Genomic DNA, 17,801 nt, shown 5'->3' with positions numbered 1-17,801 from the left:
ATTACCGACGGGTAGCATCATTACCGACTGGTAAGTGATAAAGCTGCGAGGACTGCGAGCATTCCCGCCGTCCGACCGACCCCGACGGAGCCGTCGCCATGGGCCACTACAAGTCAAACCTTCGCGACATCGAGTTCAACCTCTTCGAGGTCCTCGGGCGCGACAAGATCTACGGCACCGGCCCGTTCGCCGAGATGGACGTCGAGACCGCCAGGGACATCCTCGGTGAGATCACGCGCCTCGCGGAGAACGAGCTCGCCGACTCCTTCGCCGACGGCGACCGCACCCCGCCGGTCTTCGACCCCAAGACCAACTCGGCACCGGTCCCGGACACCTTCAAGAAGAGCTACAAGGCCTTCATGGCCGCGGAGTACTGGCGCCTGGGCCTGCCCGAGGAGATCGGCGGCACCACCGCCCCGCCGTCCCTGATCTGGTCGTACGCGGAACTGGTCCTCGGCGCGAACCCGGCCATCTGGATGTACTCCTCCGGCCCGGCCTTCGCCCGCATCCTCTTCGAGGAGGGCAACGAGGTCCAGAAGAAGATCGCCGAGATCGCCGTCGAGAAGACCTGGGGCTCCACCATGGTCCTCACCGAGCCCGACGCCGGCTCGGACGTGGGCGCAGGCCGCGCCAAGGCCGTCGAGCAGGAGGACGGCACCTGGCACATCGAGGGCGTCAAGCGCTTCATCACCTCCGGCGAGCACGACATGGAGGAGAACATCCTCCACTACGTCCTCGCCCGCCCCGAGGGCCACGGCCCCGGCACCAAGGGCCTGTCCCTCTTCCTCGTCCCGAAGTACCTCTTCGACTTCGAGACCGGCGAGCTGGGCGAGCGCAACGGCGTCTACGCCACCAACGTCGAGCACAAGATGGGCCTGAAGGCCTCCAACACCTGCGAGATGACGTTCGGCGACAAGCACCCCGCCAAGGGCTGGCTGATCGGCGACAAGCACGACGGCATCCGCCAGATGTTCCGCATCATCGAGTTCGCCCGCATGATGGTCGGCACGAAGGCGATCTCCACGCTGTCCACCGGCTACCTGAACGCGCTGGAGTACGCCAAGGAGCGCGTGCAGGGCCCGGACCTCGCGCAGTTCATGGACAAGAGCGCCCCCAAGGTCACCATCACCCACCACCCCGACGTGCGCCGCTCGCTGCTGACGCAGAAGGCCTACGCCGAGGGCATGCGGGCCTTGGTCCTCTTCACCGCCTCCATCCAGGACGGGATCGCCGCGGCCGAGGTCACCGGCGAGGACGCCAAGGAGCTGGAGGCGCTCAACGACCTGCTGCTGCCCATCGTCAAGGGCTACGGCTCCGAGAAGGGCTACGAGCAGCTGGCGCAGTCCCTGCAGATCTTCGGCGGCTCCGGCTTCCTGCAGGAGTACCCGATCGAGCAGTACATCCGGGACGCCAAGATCGACACCCTCTACGAGGGCACCACCGCGATCCAGGGCCAGGACTACTTCTTCCGGAAGATCGTCCGCAACCAGGGCGCGGCGCTGACCACCCTCTCCGAGGAGATCAAGAAGTTCCTCGCCGCGGGCACCGGCGGCGAGGAACTGGCCGCCGCCCGCGAGCAGCTCGCCAAGGCCGCCGTGGACCTGGAGGCGATGGTCGGCAAGATGCTGACCGACCTCGCCGCCACCGAGCAGGACGTCAAGTCCATCTACAAGGTCGGTCTCAACACCACCCGCCTGCTGCTCGCCTCCGGCGACGTCGTCGTCGGCTACCTGCTGCTCAAGGGCGCGGCCGTGGCCGCCGAGAAGCTGGCCGCCGGCGCCTCCGCCAAGGACACCCCCTTCTACACCGGCAAGATCGCGGCGGCCCGGCACTTCGCCGCCGACGTCCTGCCGCACGTCTCCGTGGCGCGCTCCATCGCCGACGGCGTCACCCTCGACGTGATGGAGCTGCCCGAAGAGGCCTTCTGATCACGGTTTGACCGGTTCCGGCCGGGACCGATAGCGGCTATGGCGGCCCGCTCCTGCGACGCGGAGCGGGCCGCCGTGCGTCCCTATCCTTGAACCATGAACCCTCAGCCCCACTTCGACCGCAGCCACACCGATGACCTGGCCGCCTTCATCGCGGCCGGCCCGTCGCCGTACCACGCGGTCGCCAGTGCCGCCGAGCGCCTGGAGAAGGCGGGATTCCGACAGGTCTCCGAGACCGAGCCCTGGAACGCCGAGGCCGGCGGCAAGTACGTGCTGAGGGGCGGCGCGATCATCGCCTGGTACGTGCCCGAGGGTGCCGGCCCCGCGACCCCCTTCCGGATCGTCGGCGCACACACCGACTCCACCAACCTGCGCGTCAAGCCGCGTCCCGACTCCGGCTCCTTCGGGTGGCGCCAGATCGCCGTGGAGATCTACGGCGGCGCCCTGCTCAACACCTGGCTCGACCGTGACCTGGGCCTGTCCGGCCGCCTGGCGCTCCGCGACGGCAGCACGCCCCTGGTCCACATCGACCGTCCGCTGCTGCGGGTGCCGCAACTGGCCGTGCACCTGGACCGCGGCGTCAACGAGAGCGGCCTCAAGCTCGACAAGCAGCGGCACATGCAGCCGGTCTGGGGCCTCGGCGAGGTCGACGAGGGCGCGCTGATGGCCTTCCTCGCGGAGGAGACCGGCGTCGCCGCCGCCGACATCGTCGGCTGGGACCTGATGACGCACGACGTCCAGCCGCCCGCCTACCTCGGCCGCGACCGTGAGTTCCTGGCCGCCGCGCGGCTGGACAACCTGCTCTCCGTGCACGCCGGCACCGCCGCCCTGGCCTCCGTCGCCGGCGAGGCGCTGCCGTACATCCCGGTACTGGCCGCCTTCGACCACGAGGAGACGGGCAGCGAGTCCGACACCGGCGCCGGCGGCCCGCTGCTCGGCAACGTCCTGGAGCGGTCCGTCTTCGCCCGCGGCGGCGGCTACGAGGACCGGGCCCGCGCCTTCGCCGGCACGGTGTGCGTCTCCGCCGACACCGGCCACGCCGTCCACCCCAACTACGCGGAGAAGCACGACCCGACGCACCGCCCGATGCCCAACGGCGGCCCCATCCTCAAGGTCAACGTCAGCCAGCGCTACGCCACCGACGGCGCCGGCCGCGGCATCTTCGCCGCCGCCTGCGAGCGCGCCGGCGTGCCGTGGCAGTCCTTCGTCTCCAACAACGCGATGCCCTGCGGTACGACCATCGGCCCCATCACCGCCGCCCGGCACGGCATCACGACCGTGGACGTCGGCGTGCCGATCCTGTCGATGCACTCCGCGCGGGAGTTGTGCGGAGCCGACGACCCGCACCTGCTGGCCGGCGCGCTCAAGGCGTTCCTGGAAGGCTGACCGCGAAAACCCGTCATGAGATGTCCGCCTCCGGGTAGGCGAAGGTCTACCAGCCCCTAGGGCCAACGCAGTTCGGAGGCGGACATCATGGGCATCGGCGGTTGCATCGGTCTCATCGCGGTGGGGGCCATCCTCACCTTCGCGACCGACTGGCACATGGCCGGGGTCAACCTGGACCTGGTCGGCCTCATCATGATGGCGGTCGGCGTCATCGGCGTGGCCGCGTACGTCAGCATCTTCAAGCGGCGCCGGATCGTCGAGCCGATGCCGGTCGTCGAGGAACGGGACCGCCACTACCCGCGCATCTGACCGGCATGACGGCGCCTCAGGCGTCCATGCCCGCCAGCACCAGGGCCAGGCGGGTGTCCCCGTCGCCGGTCAGGCGCACGGGGACACCCCAGTCCTGCTGGTGCACATGGCAGGCGGGGAACTCGTTGTCCGGGTCGTCGTCGCACGAGGCGGCCATGGCCGACACGTGCAGCACCCCTTCCGCCACCTCGGCGTTCAGCACGAGGTCCCGGAAGAGGTCCGTTCCCTTCCCCTCGCCCTCCAGCAGCAGTTCGGGCGGGGTCGAGCTCACCAGCAGCCGGGTCGAGGGACCGTAACGCAGGTCCAGCTTCTGGCCGGTGGGCGCGGTGAAGACCACGTCCAGCCGCAGCGCCCCCGGCGCCACCTCCGTGGCGGGACGCTGCGTGCGGTGCGCCGCGGCCTCCACCCGCACGGCCTCCTCCGGCAGCCGCAGCCGCGTCAGACGGTGCCGCGCCGACTCCACGACCACCACCTCGTCGCCGTCCAGCACGGCCCCGGAGGGCTCGCGCAGATCGGTGGCGAGCGTGGTCACCTCGCCCGAGGCCGGGTCGAAACGGCGCAGGGCGTGGTTGTACGTGTCACTGACCGCGACCGAGCCGTCGGGCAGCGCCGTCACACCCAGCGGGTGCTGGAGCAGCGCCTGCTCCGCCGGGCCGTCGCGGTGGCCGAAGTCGAACAGGCCCGTGCCGACCGCGGTGCGCACCGCGTAGCCGTCACCGGCGTTTCGTTCCACCCAGCGCAGCGCGCTGGTCTCGGAGTCCGCGACCCACAGCCGGTCCCCCGCCGCCGCGAGTCCGGACGGCTGCGCGAACCACGCCTCGTCCGCCGGGCCGTCCACCAGGCCCTCGTTGGTCGTCCCGGCCGCGACGCGCACGGTCCCGTCCCGCGGGTCGTACGTCCACAGCTGGTGGACGCCGGCCATCGCGATCCACACCTTGCCGTCCCACCAGGCCACGTCCCACGGCGAGGACAGGTCCACCTCCAGCGCGGGGCCCGACGTCGCCGACCCCTGCCACCACTGCTTGCCCGTCCCGGCCACCGTCTCCAGGGCGCCGCTGTCCGGGTCGAAGCTGCGCAGCCGGTGGTTCACGGTGTCCGCGACGACCACCTTGCCGTCCGGGAGCAGCGCCAGGCCCTGCGGCTCGTTGAAGTCGCCCGGCTCGCCGATCCGCCGCAGCACGGTCTCGGTGTCCGGCGCGACCTCCACCAGCTGGTGCCGCGTCGAGTCCGAGACCAGCAGGTTCCCCGACGGCAGCCGCAGAGCCTTCCCCGGGAACCGCAGATGCGTCGCCACCGGCTCCGGCGGCACGTACGGCCCGTCCCCGCGCCGCAGCGTGCCCTTCGCCGCGTGCTCCTCCTCCAGCTCCGTGACCAGGGCCTCCAGCGCGTGCGCGTGGCCCTCCCCGGAATGCTGGGCGACGATGTAGCCCTCGGGGTCGATCACGGTGAGCGTGGGCCATGCGCGTACGGCGTACTGCTTCCACGTCGCCAGCTCGGGATCGTCCAGCACCGGGTGGTGCACCCCGTACCGCTCCACGGCGTCCACGACCGCCTGGTGCTCCGCCTCGTGCACGAACTTCGGCGAGTGCACGCCGACGATCACCACGGTGTCGCGGTGCTTCTCCTCCAGCTCCCGCAGCTCGTCCAGGACGTGCAGGCAGTTGATGCAGCAGAACGTCCAGAAGTCGAGAATCGCGATCGATCCCCGCAGGTCGGACAGGTTCAGCTGCTTCCCGCCGGTGTTCAGCCAGCCGCCCTTGCCGATCAGCTCGGGGGCACGGACACGGACACGGCGGGAGGCGGGAGCGGCGTCGTTCATGCTGCAAGGATGCCATCCGGGAAGCGTTCTCCCGGTGTCTGGCGGACGTCGTCCGCCTCCTCGGGCTCGAGGTCCCCGCGCGGCCGGAACCGGGTCGAGCGCCAGGTGGGGGACGGGCACTCCGCCGGATGAACGCACCCGCCCCCGGCCGCGGGTTCGCGCGGCCGGGGGCGGGTGGGAGCGGGCGTGGACGGGCGGCGGGACGGCTCAGCCGGCGACGGTGGAGGTCGCCTTGCTCGTGGCCGTACCGTTCGAGTGACCGGAGAGAACGGCACTCACCTTGACGGTGATCTTCTTGCCGCGCTGGGCGGACTTCAGGACCAGCGTGGACTTGGTCGCGCCCGAGATCGCCTTGCCGTTCGCATACCACTGGTAGCGGTACGAGGCCGGAGTCGGCGTCCAGGTGCCGCGCCCCGCCGTGAGCGTGCGGCCCACCTTCGCGGTGCCCGAGATCGTCGGGAGCTTGGTGGCCTTGGGCGCGAGGCCCTTGGCGACCGTGACCGCGGACGTGGTGGCGGAGCCGTCACTGCATCCCGCGCGGCGCGCGGTCACCGTCAGGGACAGCTTCTTGCCCGCCAGCGAGGCCGGAACCGTGTACGTGGATTTCGTCGCCCCCGAGATCGCCTTGCCGTCCGTCTTCCACTGGTAGGCGTAGGAGGACGGGGCGGGCGACCACGTGCCGGGGGCCGCGGTGAGCTTGACGCCCACCCGCACGGTGCCCTTGATCGCCGGCGGGGTGGTGGCCTTCGGGGCGAGCCCCTTGGCGACGGTGACGGCGGAGGTCGTGGCGGTGCCGTCGCGGTAACCGGCGCGGCGGGCCGTCACCGTGAGGGACAGCTTGGTGCCGAGCAGCGAGGACGGCACCGTGTACGTCGACCCGGTGGCACCGGAGATCGCCGTACCGTCGGCCTTCCACTGGTAGGCGTACGCCTCAGGCGTGGCCGACCACGACCCGGGGGAAGCGGTGAGCTTCTCGCCGACCCGGACCGTGCCCTTGATCGCCGGGGCGGTGGTGGCCTTCAGCGCGGGCTGCTCGGTGACGGTGAAGGTGCCTCGCGGGAACTCCCAGGAGTTGTGGGTGAGGACGCTGAGGCTCCAGGTGCTGGGGGTGACCCCGCTGAGGTCCAGCACGGCGGTCAGGGTCTTGCGGTCGGCCGAGACCGAGACCGTGGTGGCGGTGATCGGCGAGCTTCCGGACCGGTAGATCCTGACCTTGTCGTCCTGGTGCAGGGCGCTGCCCGTCACCGTGACGGTGGTCTTGCCACCGCTCGGACCCGTGGTCGGGGTCACCCCCGTGACGCCGATCTTCTCGGTGCCGCACGGCCCGAACGTACAGACCAGTTCGGCACGGTAGGAGGTCTGCGACGCCTTCTCCGGGAGGCCGAGGACGAAGACGCTCGGGGCCGCGTCCTCCGTGGACGGCCCGAACACCGAGCACCTGTACCCACTGGGGATGTAGAGACTGCAGCCGTTGTAGCCGGTCTTGTCGTACAACGCGGGCACCGCGGTGTACGTGGCGCCGGCGGTGTCGGTGACGGGGACATCGAAGTAGTCGCTGTAGGCGGTCGGCAGCGCCGCACAGAGGGCGGTGTGCTGCTCGTCCAGGGTGCCGGTGACGGGACCGTACCCGTAGCTGATGTTCGGGACCTTGACGCATTCGGGCGCCGGGCCCTCCGGCGTGGCGATGCGCAGGGCGTCGAAGCGGTAGGAGGAGGCGGCCTTCAAAGAGGACGGGACCGTGACCAGCACCTGGTACCCCGTCGAACCGGTTGCCGCGCACGAGGAGTTGGCGTGCGGGCAGACCGACTTACCGTCGGCGTCGAAGACGTAGGTGTTCGCGGTGCCGAGCGGATCGCGGACGTTGAGGTGCAGGGTGTCCCCGGCGCTCGCCGTGGTGACCTGCCGGCACTCCAACTCCCCCGGCACACCGAGTGCCCCGCCCGTGGACGGACCGCCCACCGCGGTCGCGGGGTTGGCGGTGCAGCCCTTCGCGGTCGCCGTGACGTCGCGGCGGGTGAGGGTGTACGTGGCGGCGGTGTCCCGGCCGGTGACCAGGACGGTGTGCGCGACACCCGGGGTGAGGCCGCAGGTGGTCCAGGTGAACAGGGAGGGCCCCGCGGAGCACACGTGCTTCCCGTCGGCATCCAGAACCGAGACCTGGGCGGTGGAGCCGGTTCCGGGTGCCGCCCGCAGTTGCAGGTTCTCCACCGCGCTGTGGTCGTCGGCCGGAATGGTCAGGCAGTGGGAGAAGACCCCGTCGCCGGTGCTGAAGCGGGCCGAGGCGGTCGCAGTGGTGAAGTCGCCGGCAGGGAGCACCTGACAGCCGCTCGTGACGTCCGTCCGGTAGAGCGCCAAGTCGTAGGGACCGGTGTCGGAACCGCCGTCCTCGGAAATCAGGGCGCGGAACGGCGCGGTGCCAGTGAGCTCACAGGTGCCCTCGTTGAGGCTCTCCCAGGAACAGCGCCCGACGCCGTCGGCGTCGACCACGACGGGGTCCGTGCGCGGGCCGGTCGTGCTCAGGGGCCGAAGCGCGGCCATCCGGGCGCCCGCGGGAAGGGGCAGTATCAGGCAGTCGACCTCGCCGACCTCGTCGAGTTCGCCATGGTAGGTGCCCAATCCGGCGGCCTGGCAGCCGGCGGAGGAGGAGCGGTCGAGGATGAGGGTCGACTGGTCGGTGATCACGGTGTAGTCACCAGCGGGCAGCTCGCAGGAACCGCAGACGCTCTTGCCGGCCCGGTCGTAGACGTCGGCCTCGGAGCGCCCGTCGGAGGAGACCTGATACACGTCGTAGCGTCCGGCCTTCGGCGCGGTGAAGACCTTGCATTCGGTGCCCGGGGTGGTCACCGTGGGCCCGGAGTCGAAGGTGTTGAGCGGGACGGACTCGCAGCCGGCCGGGTCCGACAGCCGACGAACGGCAACGGTGTGCTTGGCCGGCGGCCCTTCGCCGGTCCCGGTGACCTGGCTGAGTACCCGGTACGGGCCATCACCGGGCAGCACACAGCCGATGCTGTCGTCCTCGTTGAAGTGCGGGCAGATGCGCGCCCCGGTCTCGTCCGTGATCCAGGACGTGGCTCCGGCCCACAAGGTGGTGCCGTCCACATACAGCAGGACGCGCTCGCCCGCAGTGCCGGTGAAGGGCACGCACGCCAGGCCCAGCGGACCGGGCACGGAGACGTCCACGGCCGGGGTGTCCCACGACGTGGCGGTCTCCGGACCGCAGTCGGTGGTCGTGGCGAGTGCGACCACCGCGAGGTTGAACGTGTCCGTGGTCCACCCGTAGTTGACGACCTTCACGGTATAAGCGCCCGCGTGGGGCAGGTCGCACCAGCCCGGACTGCTCCATTGCGCGTCGTAGCAGTCCAGCGCGTCGGCGCCGTCGTACACATCGGCGCCGGTCTGACCATGGAGGTCATGCACCAGGACCCGGTGCAGCCCCGGCCGCTCGGCGGTGAAGGTGTAACAGACGGTGCCGTCCTCGGGGAGGGTCGCCGTGGCCACCGCGGACCCCGGGTCACCGAACGGCGCCAGCGGGAGCACGGCACAGTCACCGGGGTCGGCGGCGGTGTCGGCGTACGCGGGTGCCGCGCCCGCCGGCAGCAGTGCCAGCAACAGGGCCGACAGGACGAGCAGCAGTGCGGCGTACGGTGCGGGTCTCCCCGTTGTACGCGGGTGATGAGCCATTCCGTTCCCCCCGGAGCGGTCTGATGTGACGCATGGATGCGTCGGGCCGCCATGACGGCGGAAGACGTGGGCGTTGGTGAGCCGGAGGGGATGCTCGCACAGACGTTTCACAGCCGGCCCACCGGCCCCCGCCTGTCGCGGACTTCCGGGTCAGAGCGCGGCCAGGGCGGGCAGGCGGCGGGCCGTCGCGGCCGTGTCGCCGAAGTCGAAGCGCGACGCCGGGTCGAGGTCCGGGTAGCGGATGGTGAACGCGTCGGCGGGAAGCTCCTCGCCGGTCACCGACAGGTACGCGTCCCAGGCGACGGCGCGGTCGAAGGTCTCGCGGCCCTGGAGTATCAGCCGGCCGCGGAAGTAGTCGAAACCGTCGCCGGAGCAGCCGCCGTTGATCAGATGAGCGGCGGCCCACAGGGGCGCGCGGTAGGAAGCCGCCATGAGGTCCCACGGGGCCTGCTGCGCGGCGAGGATGCGCTCCGGGGACTGCTCGGCGAGCAGCCCGGAGGCGCGTGCGGCGACCGCGTCGGGGTCCGCGGGGTCGGGGACCTGGCTGCGGGCGTCGTGGATGAGCTGCCGGAACCGTCCGGTGTCCATACCGCCGGAGTCTGCCGGAGGGGTCTGACAGCGCGGGGGGTCAGGGTCGTAGGTCGCCCACGACGTCGGTGGTGGCGATGAGGCCGGAGTGGATGGTGGGGGCCAGGCTGGAGCTCGCGAGGCAGAAGCCGAGGAGCATGCAGAGCAGGGCGTGGGAGACCTTCAGCGACTTGGCGCGCAGGAGCACCAGCGTGAGGACTGCCAGCAGCAGGATCAGCGAGATGGATACCGCCATGGCCGTATGACGTCACAGATATGGCCCGCATGGGGGGCGACACGCCCGAGAAGGGCCCGGACGCACACACGTCCGGGCCCTTCTCGATGGTGTGACGGGGGGATCAGGCCCAGGTCATCAGGCGCTTGGGGTACTCCAGGATCGCCGCGACATCGGCGAGGACCTTGGAGCCGAGCTCGCCGTCGACCAGGCGGTGGTCGAAGGAGAGCGCGAGCGTGGTGACTTGGCGGGGCTTGACCTTGCCCTTGTGCACCCAGGGCATGTCCTTGACCGCGCCGAAGGCGAGGATCGCGGACTCCCCGGGGTTGAGGATGGGCGTGCCGGTGTCGATGCCGAAGACGCCGACGTTGGTGATGGTGACCGTGCCGCCCTGCATCGCGGCCGGCGAGGTCTTGCCCTCACGCGCCGTGGCGACCAGTTCACCGAGAGCGGCGGCCAGTTCGGGCAGCGTCCTGGCCTGGGCGTCCTTGATGTTGGGGACGATCAGGCCGCGCGGGGTGGCCGCGGCGATGCCGAGGTTGACGTATCCCTTGTGGACGATCTCCTGGTTCGCCTCGTCCCAGGCCGCGTTGATCTCCGGGTTGCGCCGGATCGCCACGAGCAGGGCCTTGGCGACGAGCAGGAGCGGGCCGACCTTGAGGCCGGTGAAGGCCGGGTCGGTCTTGAGCTCCTGGACCAGCCGCATGGTGCGGGTGATGTCGAAGGTGACGAACTCGGTCACGTGCGGCGCGGTGAAGGCGCTGGCCACCATCGCGGCGGCCGTGGCCTTGCGGACGCCCTTGATCGGGACGCGGGTCTCCAGGGGGGCGGTGCTCACCGTGGTCGCCGCGGTCGCCGTGGAGGCCGTCTCGAAGGCCGCCGGGGCCGCGGCGGCCGAAACGGTCGCGGGGGCGGCCGGGACCGCCGGAGCGGCCGCGTTCTGGACGTCCTCGCGGGTGATGGTGCCCTCGGGACCGGTCGGGGTGATCCCCGCGAGGTCCACGCCGAGGTCCTTGGCCAGCTTGCGCACGGGCGGCTTGGCCAGCGGACGCGCCTCGGCCGGCGCGAACACCGTCGCAGCCGCGGGCGCGGCCGGCGCGACAGGCACGACCGGGGCGTGTCCGTTGAGCTCGGCCTGAAGGGCGCCGGCGGCGGCACCCTGCGCCGGTACGGCGGCCTGCTTGCGCGGGCGGCGCTTGGTCGAGGACGCGGCGACGCCGTAACCGACCAGCACCGGCTGGCGCTTCTGCTCGGGCTCGGCGCCGGCGGAGGCCTGCGCGGGGGCGGCGGCCTGCGCGGGGGCGGCCGCGGCGGCCTGGGCCTCCTCCGCCTCGCCCTGGCCGGTGTCCACGGCGATGATCACCGTGCCGACGTCGACCGTCTCGCCCTCGGGGAAGCGCAGTTCGTGCACGATCCCGTCGAAGGGGATCGGCAGTTCCACGGCGGCCTTGGCGGTCTCGACCTCGCAGACCACCTGGCCGTCGGTGACCGTGTCACCGGGCTTGACGTACCACTTGAGGATCTCGGCCTCCGTGAGTCCCTCGCCGACGTCCGGCATCTTGAACTCGCGGAAGCGCTGCGGTGCAGCCACTGTCGTCACAACCCTCTCCTCAGAACGCCAGTGCGCGGTCGACCGCGTCGAGTACGCGGTCCAGGCCCGGCAGGTACTCCTCCTCGACCCGGGCCGGGGGGTACGGCGTGTGGAAACCGCCGACCCGCAGCACGGGCGCCTCGAGGTGGTAGAAGCACCGCTCGGTGATCCTGGCCGCGATCTCCGCGCCGGTGCCCAGCTGCACCGGGGCCTCGTGCACGACGACCAGGCGGCGGGTCTTGACGACCGAGGCCTGGATCGCGTCGAAGTCCATCGGCGACAGGGACCGGAGGTCCACCACCTCAAGGCTACGGCCCTCCTCGGCGGCCGCGGCGGCAGCCTCCAGGCAGACCTTCACCATCGGGCCGTAGGCGACCAGCGTGAGGTCGGTGCCCTCCAGGACGGTGCGGGCCTTGTGGAGCGGCGCGGGGATGGCCTCGGTGTCGACCTCGCCCTTGTCCCAGTAACGGCGCTTGGGCTCCTGGAAGATCACCGGGTCGTCGGATTCGATCGCCTGCTGCAGCATCCAGTAGGCGTCCTGCGGGGTCGACGGGGTGACGACCTTGAGTCCGGCGGTGTGCGCGAAGTACGCCTCGGGCGACTCGCTGTGGTGCTCCACGGCGCCGATGCCGCCGCCGAAGGGGATGCGGATGACGACCGGCAGCTTGATCTTGCCCAGGGCGCGCGCGTGCATCTTGGCGAGCTGGGTGACGATCTGGTCGTACGCGGGGTAGACGAAACCGTCGAACTGGATCTCCACGACCGGGCGGTAGCCGCGCAGGGCCAGGCCGATCGCGGTGCCGACGATGCCGGACTCGGCGAGCGGGGTGTCGATGACCCGCTCCTCGCCGAAGTCCTTCTGCAGGCCGTCGGTGATCCGGAAGACACCGCCGAGCTTGCCGATGTCCTCGCCCATGAGGACGACCTTGGGGTCGGTGTCCAGGGCCTTGCGCAGCGCCTCGTTGAGGGCCTTGGCGATGGTCATCGTTGCCATGTCAGTGGCCCTCCTCGAAGGCGGCGAGGTACTCGGCGAACTGGGCGCGCTCCTCGTCGACCAGCGCGTGTCCGTCGGCGTAGACGTTCTCGAAGATCGACATGGGGTCGGGGTCGGGCATGGCGCGCACGGCCTCGCGGACCCGCTTGCCCAGCGCCAGGCTCTCCTCCTCGATCCCGGCGAGGAAGGCCTCGTCCGCGAAGCCCTGCTTCTCCAGGTAGGCCCGCAGCCGCAGGATCGGGTCCTTGCTCTCCCACTGCTCGCGCTCCTCGTCGAGGCGGTAGCGCGTCGGGTCGTCGGAGGTGGTGTGGGCGCCCATGCGGTACGTGAAGGCCTCGACCAGCATCGGGCCCTGGCCGGAGCGGGCGTGCTCCAGGGCGGCGCGGGTGACCGCGAGCACCGCGAGGACGTCGTTGCCGTCCACCCGCACGCCCGGGAAGCCGTAGCCGGCGGCGCGCTGGTAGAGCGGGACGCGGGTCTGCTTCTCGGTGGGCTCGGAGATCGCCCACTGGTTGTTCTGGCAGAAGAAGACCACGGGGGCGTTGTAGACGGCGGAGAAGGTGAAGGCCTCCGCGACGTCGCCCTGGCTGGAGGCACCGTCGCCGAAGTAGGCGATGACGGCGGAGTCCGCGCCGTCCTTGGTGATGCCCATGGCATAACCGGTGGCGTGGAGCGTCTGCGAGCCGATGACGATCGTGTACAGGTGGAAGTTGTTCTCGTTGGGGTCCCACCCGCCGTGGTTGACCCCGCGGAACATGCCCAGCAGATTGACCGGATCCACCCCGCGGCACCAGGCGACGCCGTGCTCGCGGTAGGTGGGGAAGACGTAGTCGTCCTGCCGGGTCGCCCGGCCCGAGCCGATCTGCGCGGCCTCCTGGCCGAGCAGCGAGGCCCACAGACCGAGCTCGCCCTGCCGCTGCAGGGCCGTGGCCTCCGCGTCGAAGCGACGGGTCAGGACCATGTCCCGGTACAGACCGCGCAGCTCTTCGGGGCTCAGGTCGATGGAGTACTCAGGGTGCTCGACGCGATCGCCCTCGGGAGTCAGGAGCTGTACCAGCTCCGGCTCGGCCTCACGGCGCTTCGCGCCACCGCGGGTGCCCGTACGGGGCGTACGTGGCTTCGCGGCAGTGCTTTTCACGCTCACGCTTGCTCCTCCGTCTGTCCGGCCCCCGGGATCCGCCGGCGGCCAGTGCGGCTCCTACCGTCTCGTCGCGGCGCACGGGGTGTGTGCGGCACGGCCGAGCCGGGAGTGTTGATGGACCCGGCAGGCAGCCCTGCGAAGTGAACGTTACCCACACCTCCCGCTTTCGCGCGAAGAGGGTTTTACCTGCGGTTTTGGTTGGATTTCCTAGTAAATGAACGTTCTCGCAGGCCACCGGGACAACGGCACGTTATCCCGAGGATCGAATCTGCGTAAGAGGTCGGCTGTGGTCGGGTGTGCAACGCTGAAGTTGTGTCCGAAAAGTCGACAATCGCGGTATTCCTGCTCGACGATCACGAAGTCGTCCGGCGGGGCGTGCACGAATTGCTCTCCGCGGAACCCGACATCGAGGTCGTCGGCGAGGCCGGCACGGCCGCCGAGGCACTGGCGCGGCTGCCCGCCGTGCGGCCCGACGTGGCGCTGCTGGACGTGCGGCTGCCGGACGGCAGCGGCGTCGAGGTGTGCCGGGAGGTCCGCTCCCGGCAACCGGAGACCAAGTGCCTGATGCTCACCTCGTACGCGGACGACGAGGCGCTCTTCGACGCGATCATGGCGGGCGCGGCCGGCTACGTGCTCAAGGACATCCGGGCCAGCGACCTGGTGGGCGCCGTGCGGGACGTCGCCGCCGGGCGGTCGCTGCTGGACCCGGCCGCGACCGCCCGCGTGATGGAGCGGCTGCGCGGGGGCGGCGCCGAGCGCGCGGAGGACCGCCTGTCCGACCTCACCGACCAGGAGAAACGCATCCTCGACCTGATCGGCGAGGGGCTCACCAACCGGCAGATAGGCGAGCGGCTGCACCTGGCCGAGAAGACGGTCAAGAACTACGTCTCCTCACTGCTGGCCAAGCTCGGCATGCAGCGCCGCACCCAGGCCGCGGCCTACGTCGCCCGGCTGCACCCCGAGCGTCCGGAGCGCCCCGAGCGAGCCGAGCGCCCGGATGCCCCCGGCTCCCCGGGAACGGCCGGATCCTGACGGGTCACCGCCCGTGTCCGTCCGTATCGCGGACGTGAGCTGTCGCCGCATACACGTTGTATCTATGATGTGCGCATCATGAACCGCAGCCCTGTCGCGACCGCCGCCGCCGAGCCGGCCGCCAAGCAGCCACCCGCCGCCGAGCGGGTCTACACCCACGTCAAGCAGGCCGTCCTGGACCGCAGCTACGAAGGCGGCACCCTCCTGAGCGAGGGAGAGCTCGCCGAGGCCGTCGGCGTCTCGCGCACGCCGGTACGGGAGGCGCTGCTGCGCCTGGAGGCCGAGGGGCTGCTGAAGCTGTACCCGAAGAAGGGCGCGCTGGTGCTGCCGGTCTCCGCGCAGGAGATCGCCGACGTCGTGGAGACCCGGCTGCTGGTGGAACGGCACGCGGTGCTGAAGCTGGAGCCCGTCCCGGCGCGGCTGCTGTCCCGCCTGGAGGAGCTGCTGGAGGAGCAGCGCGGTCACGCGGCCACCGGCGACCTGGCCGCCTTCGCCATGGCGGACCGGAGCTTTCACGCCGAGATCGTGCGCGCGGCCGGCAACCGCATCTTGTCCCACCTGTACGACCAGTTGAGGGACCGTCAGCTGCGGATGGGGGTGGCGACCATGCACGCCGATCCCGGCCGCATCGCCAAGAACATCACCGAACACACCGAGATCCTCGACGCCTTGCGCGCCGGGGACGCCGGCGCGGCCGCCGCTCTGGTCGAACGCCATGTCAGCTGGGTGAACCACCTGGCCCGGGGGGAGTAATGGGGACGGTCGGCACCACCACCGGTGAACCACCCGGCGGCGTCAAGGCGGTCGGGGTGTGGAGCATCGGCACCCTGGTCTACATGGTCGCGGTCGTGCACCGCACCAGTCTCGGCGTCGCCGGCATCGACGCCGCCGAGCGCTTCCACATAGGCGCGTCCGCGCTGTCCACGTTCTCGATCCTTCAGGTGCTGGTCTACGCCGGCATGCAGATACCCGTCGGCCTGATGGTCGACCGGCTCGGCACCAAGCGGGTGCTGACCATCGGCGTCGTGCTCTTCACCGCGGGCCAGCTCGGCTTCGCCCTGTCGCACTCGTACGGCATGGCGCTCGCCGCCCGCGCGGTGCTGGGCTGCGGCGACGCGATGACGTTCGTCAGCGTGCTGCGGCTGGGCTCGCGCTGGTTCCCGGCCCGCAGGGGGCCGATGATCGCGCAGGCCGCGGCGCTGTTCGGCGTCGCGGGCAACCTGCTCAGCACCGTGCTGCTGGCGCGGCTGCTGCACTCCGCGGGCTGGACGCCGACCTTCGTCGGCACGGCGCTGGTCGGCGCGCTCGTCCTCGTCCTCGTCCTGCTCTTCATGAAGGACCACCCCGACGGCTTCGAACCCGCCCCCGCCGAGCACCACGGGCGCGGCTACGTGAAGCGGCAGATCGCCGCGGCCTGGCGGGAGCCCGGCACCCGGCTCGGGATGTGGACGCACTTCACCACGCAGTTCCCGGGCATGGTGTTCCTGCTGCTGTGGGGGCTGCCCTATCTCGTCGAGGCGCAGGGGCTGTCCCGCGAGGCGGCCGGCACCCTGCTGACGGTGGTCGTCGTGGCCAACATGGTCTTCGGGATGCTCTTCGGGCAGATCATCGGCCGCCACCACGGCGCCCGGATGCCGCTCACCCTGGGCGTCGTCGGCGCCACCGCCGTGATGTGGGCGGTGGTCCTGGCGTGGCCGGCCGAGCACGCCCCGCTGTGGCTGCTGGTGCTGCTCTGCGTCGTCCTGGGGACGTGCGGACCGGCGTCGATGATCGGCTTCGACTTCGCCCGCCCGGCCAACCCCCCGGAGCGTCTCGGCACGGCGTCCGGCATCGTCAACATCGGCGGCTTCACCGCCTCGATGGCCACGCTGCTGGCCATCGGCGTCCTGCTGGACGCGAGCGGCGGCGACTACCGGATCGCCTGGAGCAGCATTTTCGTCCTCCAGGCGCTCGGCGTCGCCCGGATCCTGCGGCTGCGCGGCAAGGCGGCCCGGCTGGAGCGGCAGCGGATCGCCGTCAGCCGCGTCGAGAGCGTCCACGTCCCGGCCGGGACATGAACGCCCTCTCCCGCCTCACTGCGTGACCGCGATATTGGCGAGGATCGCCTCGGCCAGCGCCTGGTCGCCCTCGATCTTCATCCGGTCCTCGACCGCCTTGGCCCGGGTGCGGCCGCAGGTCAGCCGGACGAAGGTCTCCCAGTCCATGGTCATCGTCACCGCGGGCCCCAGGGAGACGCTGCCGTCGATCGAGCCCTTGCCGTCGGCGTCGACCCGGACGGTGCGCATGAACTCCTGCTCCCCGTGGACGTCGAAGACGACCGCGGAACCGGCCGGGGCGGCCGCCCGCTCGGCGACGACCCGCGGCAGCTCGGCCAGGATCCAGTCGCGGGCGTAGGCCGCGGCGGGCGAGTCCAGGTTGCCCGGCTCGCCCAGCGCGCGGCGCAGGTCCTGCTCGTGCACCCAGACGTCGAAGATCCGCCACCTCAGCAGCGCTTCGAGGGTCATCTCCTTGCCCATCGGACCGCGGACGGTGTCCTGCGGCCCGCGGGTCTCGTTCCGCAGCTGGCGGGCACGGCGGATGATCGTGTAGTCGAGCTCCCCGAACACCTCGGGCGGGGTGTGGTGGCGCCGCTTGTCGACGGGCACCTCCACGTAGCGGGCGTACTCTGACGTCATGTGACGCAGATCGCTCGGAAGTGTGTGGATCGGGCGAGGATCGCCGAGCAGTTCGCATTCAAAACCGATCACGTGTGACACAACGTCACGGACGGACCAGTAGGGGCACTCGGTCGGCCGGTTCCATGCGCCCGCCGGAACGGGGCGGACCAACTCGGCCATGGATTCTATGGAGTGGGTCCAGGCGTCGATGTACGGCTGGAGCTGGCTGTGGACGGTGCCGGTCACGGGACCCCTCGACGGTCGGTGCGCGGTCGTGGTGTGCGCCTTAAATTACGCTGCGCAGTGACACCACGGGAGTGCTTTCGTGTGACGATCGTAGGCCCGGCAGGATGTCCCGACTCATGGGCGGTGGTACGGTGCGCGTTTCCCTGATCCAGATCGACGTCGACCCGGCGGAACCGGTGCACGCCCGGCGCGAACGCGCCGCCGCGCTCGTCCGG

14 protein-coding genes are annotated in these 17,801 nt (G+C 71.0%); 6 read left to right on the top strand and 8 right to left on the bottom strand.

Annotation, left to right across the window (positions count from 1 at the left end; genetic code table 11):
- Positions 1 to 98 precede the first annotated feature (98 nt).
- From ACFWVC_RS08635 to ACFWVC_RS08625, 3 genes are all read left to right on the top strand, one after another.
- The gene (locus tag ACFWVC_RS08635; RefSeq protein ID WP_384280496.1) at positions 99 to 1,928 is read left to right on the top strand and encodes an acyl-CoA dehydrogenase; all 1,830 of its coding nucleotides are present in this window, start codon (positions 99 to 101) and stop codon (positions 1,926 to 1,928) included.
- Positions 1,929 to 2,024: 96 nt separating this feature from the next.
- Entirely contained in the window at positions 2,025 to 3,314 is a 1,290-nt protein-coding gene (locus ACFWVC_RS08630; protein ID WP_384280494.1) for a M18 family aminopeptidase, read from the top strand.
- An 87-nt stretch (positions 3,315 to 3,401) separates the two neighbouring features.
- A complete protein-coding gene (locus tag ACFWVC_RS08625; RefSeq protein ID WP_384280491.1) occupies positions 3,402 to 3,623 on the top strand; it encodes a hypothetical protein in 222 nt (73 codons plus the stop codon).
- Positions 3,624 to 3,639: 16 nt separating this feature from the next.
- On the opposite strand, the gene ACFWVC_RS08620 is transcribed toward ACFWVC_RS08625, so the two are convergent.
- From ACFWVC_RS08620 to pdhA, 7 genes are all read right to left on the bottom strand, one after another.
- Positions 3,640 to 5,442 carry an NHL domain-containing thioredoxin family protein gene (locus ACFWVC_RS08620; protein WP_384280488.1) on the bottom strand — a complete coding sequence of 601 codons (1,803 nt, stop codon included), beginning with the start codon at positions 5,440 to 5,442 and terminating at the stop codon, positions 3,640 to 3,642.
- 207 nt (positions 5,443 to 5,649) lie between these two features.
- Positions 5,650 to 9,123 carry a hypothetical protein gene (locus ACFWVC_RS08615; RefSeq protein ID WP_384280485.1) on the bottom strand — a complete coding sequence of 1,158 codons (3,474 nt, stop codon included), beginning with the start codon at positions 9,121 to 9,123 and terminating at the stop codon, positions 5,650 to 5,652.
- Between the two features lie 150 nt (positions 9,124 to 9,273).
- Complete coding sequence (locus ACFWVC_RS08610) at positions 9,274 to 9,711, bottom strand: DUF4240 domain-containing protein (protein WP_384280483.1); 438 nt, start codon at positions 9,709 to 9,711, stop codon at positions 9,274 to 9,276.
- Positions 9,712 to 9,751: 40 nt separating this feature from the next.
- Positions 9,752 to 9,946 (bottom strand): hypothetical protein, encoded by a 195-nt coding sequence (locus tag ACFWVC_RS08605; protein ID WP_384280481.1) that lies wholly within the window; start codon positions 9,944 to 9,946, stop codon positions 9,752 to 9,754.
- 103 nt (positions 9,947 to 10,049) lie between these two features.
- Positions 10,050 to 11,483 carry a dihydrolipoamide acetyltransferase family protein gene (locus tag ACFWVC_RS08600; protein ID WP_384280890.1) on the bottom strand — a complete coding sequence of 478 codons (1,434 nt, stop codon included), beginning with the start codon at positions 11,481 to 11,483 and terminating at the stop codon, positions 10,050 to 10,052.
- Positions 11,484 to 11,535: 52 nt separating this feature from the next.
- Positions 11,536 to 12,510 carry an alpha-ketoacid dehydrogenase subunit beta gene (locus tag ACFWVC_RS08595; RefSeq protein WP_384280479.1) on the bottom strand — a complete coding sequence of 325 codons (975 nt, stop codon included), beginning with the start codon at positions 12,508 to 12,510 and terminating at the stop codon, positions 11,536 to 11,538.
- Between the two features lies 1 nt (position 12,511).
- Complete coding sequence (gene pdhA, locus ACFWVC_RS08590) at positions 12,512 to 13,654, bottom strand: pyruvate dehydrogenase (acetyl-transferring) E1 component subunit alpha (RefSeq protein ID WP_384280477.1); 1,143 nt, start codon at positions 13,652 to 13,654, stop codon at positions 12,512 to 12,514.
- Positions 13,655 to 13,963: 309 nt separating this feature from the next.
- On the opposite strand from pdhA, the gene ACFWVC_RS08585 reads away from it, so the two are divergent.
- The 3 genes from ACFWVC_RS08585 to ACFWVC_RS08575 all read left to right on the top strand — a co-directional run bounded on the left by ACFWVC_RS08585 (position 13,964) and on the right by ACFWVC_RS08575 (position 16,740).
- Positions 13,964 to 14,683 carry a response regulator gene (locus tag ACFWVC_RS08585; protein ID WP_384280475.1) on the top strand — a complete coding sequence of 240 codons (720 nt, stop codon included), beginning with the start codon at positions 13,964 to 13,966 and terminating at the stop codon, positions 14,681 to 14,683.
- A gap of 78 nt (positions 14,684 to 14,761) precedes the next feature.
- Positions 14,762 to 15,436: a GntR family transcriptional regulator gene (locus tag ACFWVC_RS08580; RefSeq protein ID WP_384280473.1), complete on the top strand. Its 675-nt coding sequence runs from the start codon at positions 14,762 to 14,764 to the stop codon at positions 15,434 to 15,436.
- The gene (locus ACFWVC_RS08575; RefSeq protein WP_384280471.1) at positions 15,436 to 16,740 is read left to right on the top strand and encodes a nitrate/nitrite transporter; all 1,305 of its coding nucleotides are present in this window, start codon (positions 15,436 to 15,438) and stop codon (positions 16,738 to 16,740) included. Before ACFWVC_RS08580 ends, ACFWVC_RS08575 begins: the two co-directional genes overlap by 1 nt.
- A 15-nt stretch (positions 16,741 to 16,755) precedes the next feature.
- Here the strand turns inward: ACFWVC_RS08575 and ACFWVC_RS08570 are convergent, their stop codons facing one another.
- Positions 16,756 to 17,586 carry a maleylpyruvate isomerase family mycothiol-dependent enzyme gene (locus tag ACFWVC_RS08570; protein WP_384280469.1) on the bottom strand — a complete coding sequence of 277 codons (831 nt, stop codon included), beginning with the start codon at positions 17,584 to 17,586 and terminating at the stop codon, positions 16,756 to 16,758.
- Positions 17,587 to 17,801: the final 215 nt, after the last annotated feature.

It is taken from the genome of Streptomyces sp. NPDC058691, from assembly GCF_042714775.1.
GTDB lineage: Bacteria > Actinomycetota > Actinomycetes > Streptomycetales > Streptomycetaceae > Actinacidiphila.
This window is presented reverse-complemented; position numbering and strand designations above follow the sequence as displayed.

Excerpts from the sequence above, each read along its gene's own strand:
- ACFWVC_RS08610 (WP_384280483.1), bottom strand. The coding sequence starts at position 9,711 with ATGGACACCGGACGGTTCCGGCAGCTCATCCACGACGCCCGCAGCCAG.
- ACFWVC_RS08600 (WP_384280890.1), bottom strand. The coding sequence starts at position 11,483 with ATGCCGGACGTCGGCGAGGGACTCACGGAGGCCGAGATCCTCAAGTGG.
- ACFWVC_RS08615 (WP_384280485.1), bottom strand. The coding sequence starts at position 9,123 with ATGGCTCATCACCCGCGTACAACGGGGAGACCCGCACCGTACGCCGCA.
- ACFWVC_RS08605 (WP_384280481.1), bottom strand. The coding sequence starts at position 9,946 with ATGGCGGTATCCATCTCGCTGATCCTGCTGCTGGCAGTCCTCACGCTG.
- ACFWVC_RS08630 (WP_384280494.1), top strand. The coding sequence starts at position 2,025 with ATGAACCCTCAGCCCCACTTCGACCGCAGCCACACCGATGACCTGGCC.
- ACFWVC_RS08595 (WP_384280479.1), bottom strand. The coding sequence starts at position 12,510 with ATGGCAACGATGACCATCGCCAAGGCCCTCAACGAGGCGCTGCGCAAG.
- ACFWVC_RS08580 (WP_384280473.1), top strand. The coding sequence starts at position 14,762 with ATGAACCGCAGCCCTGTCGCGACCGCCGCCGCCGAGCCGGCCGCCAAG.
- ACFWVC_RS08575 (WP_384280471.1), top strand. The coding sequence starts at position 15,436 with ATGGGGACGGTCGGCACCACCACCGGTGAACCACCCGGCGGCGTCAAG.
- ACFWVC_RS08625 (WP_384280491.1), top strand. The coding sequence starts at position 3,402 with ATGGGCATCGGCGGTTGCATCGGTCTCATCGCGGTGGGGGCCATCCTC.
- ACFWVC_RS08635 (WP_384280496.1), top strand. The coding sequence starts at position 99 with ATGGGCCACTACAAGTCAAACCTTCGCGACATCGAGTTCAACCTCTTC.
- ACFWVC_RS08620 (WP_384280488.1), bottom strand. The coding sequence starts at position 5,442 with ATGAACGACGCCGCTCCCGCCTCCCGCCGTGTCCGTGTCCGTGCCCCC.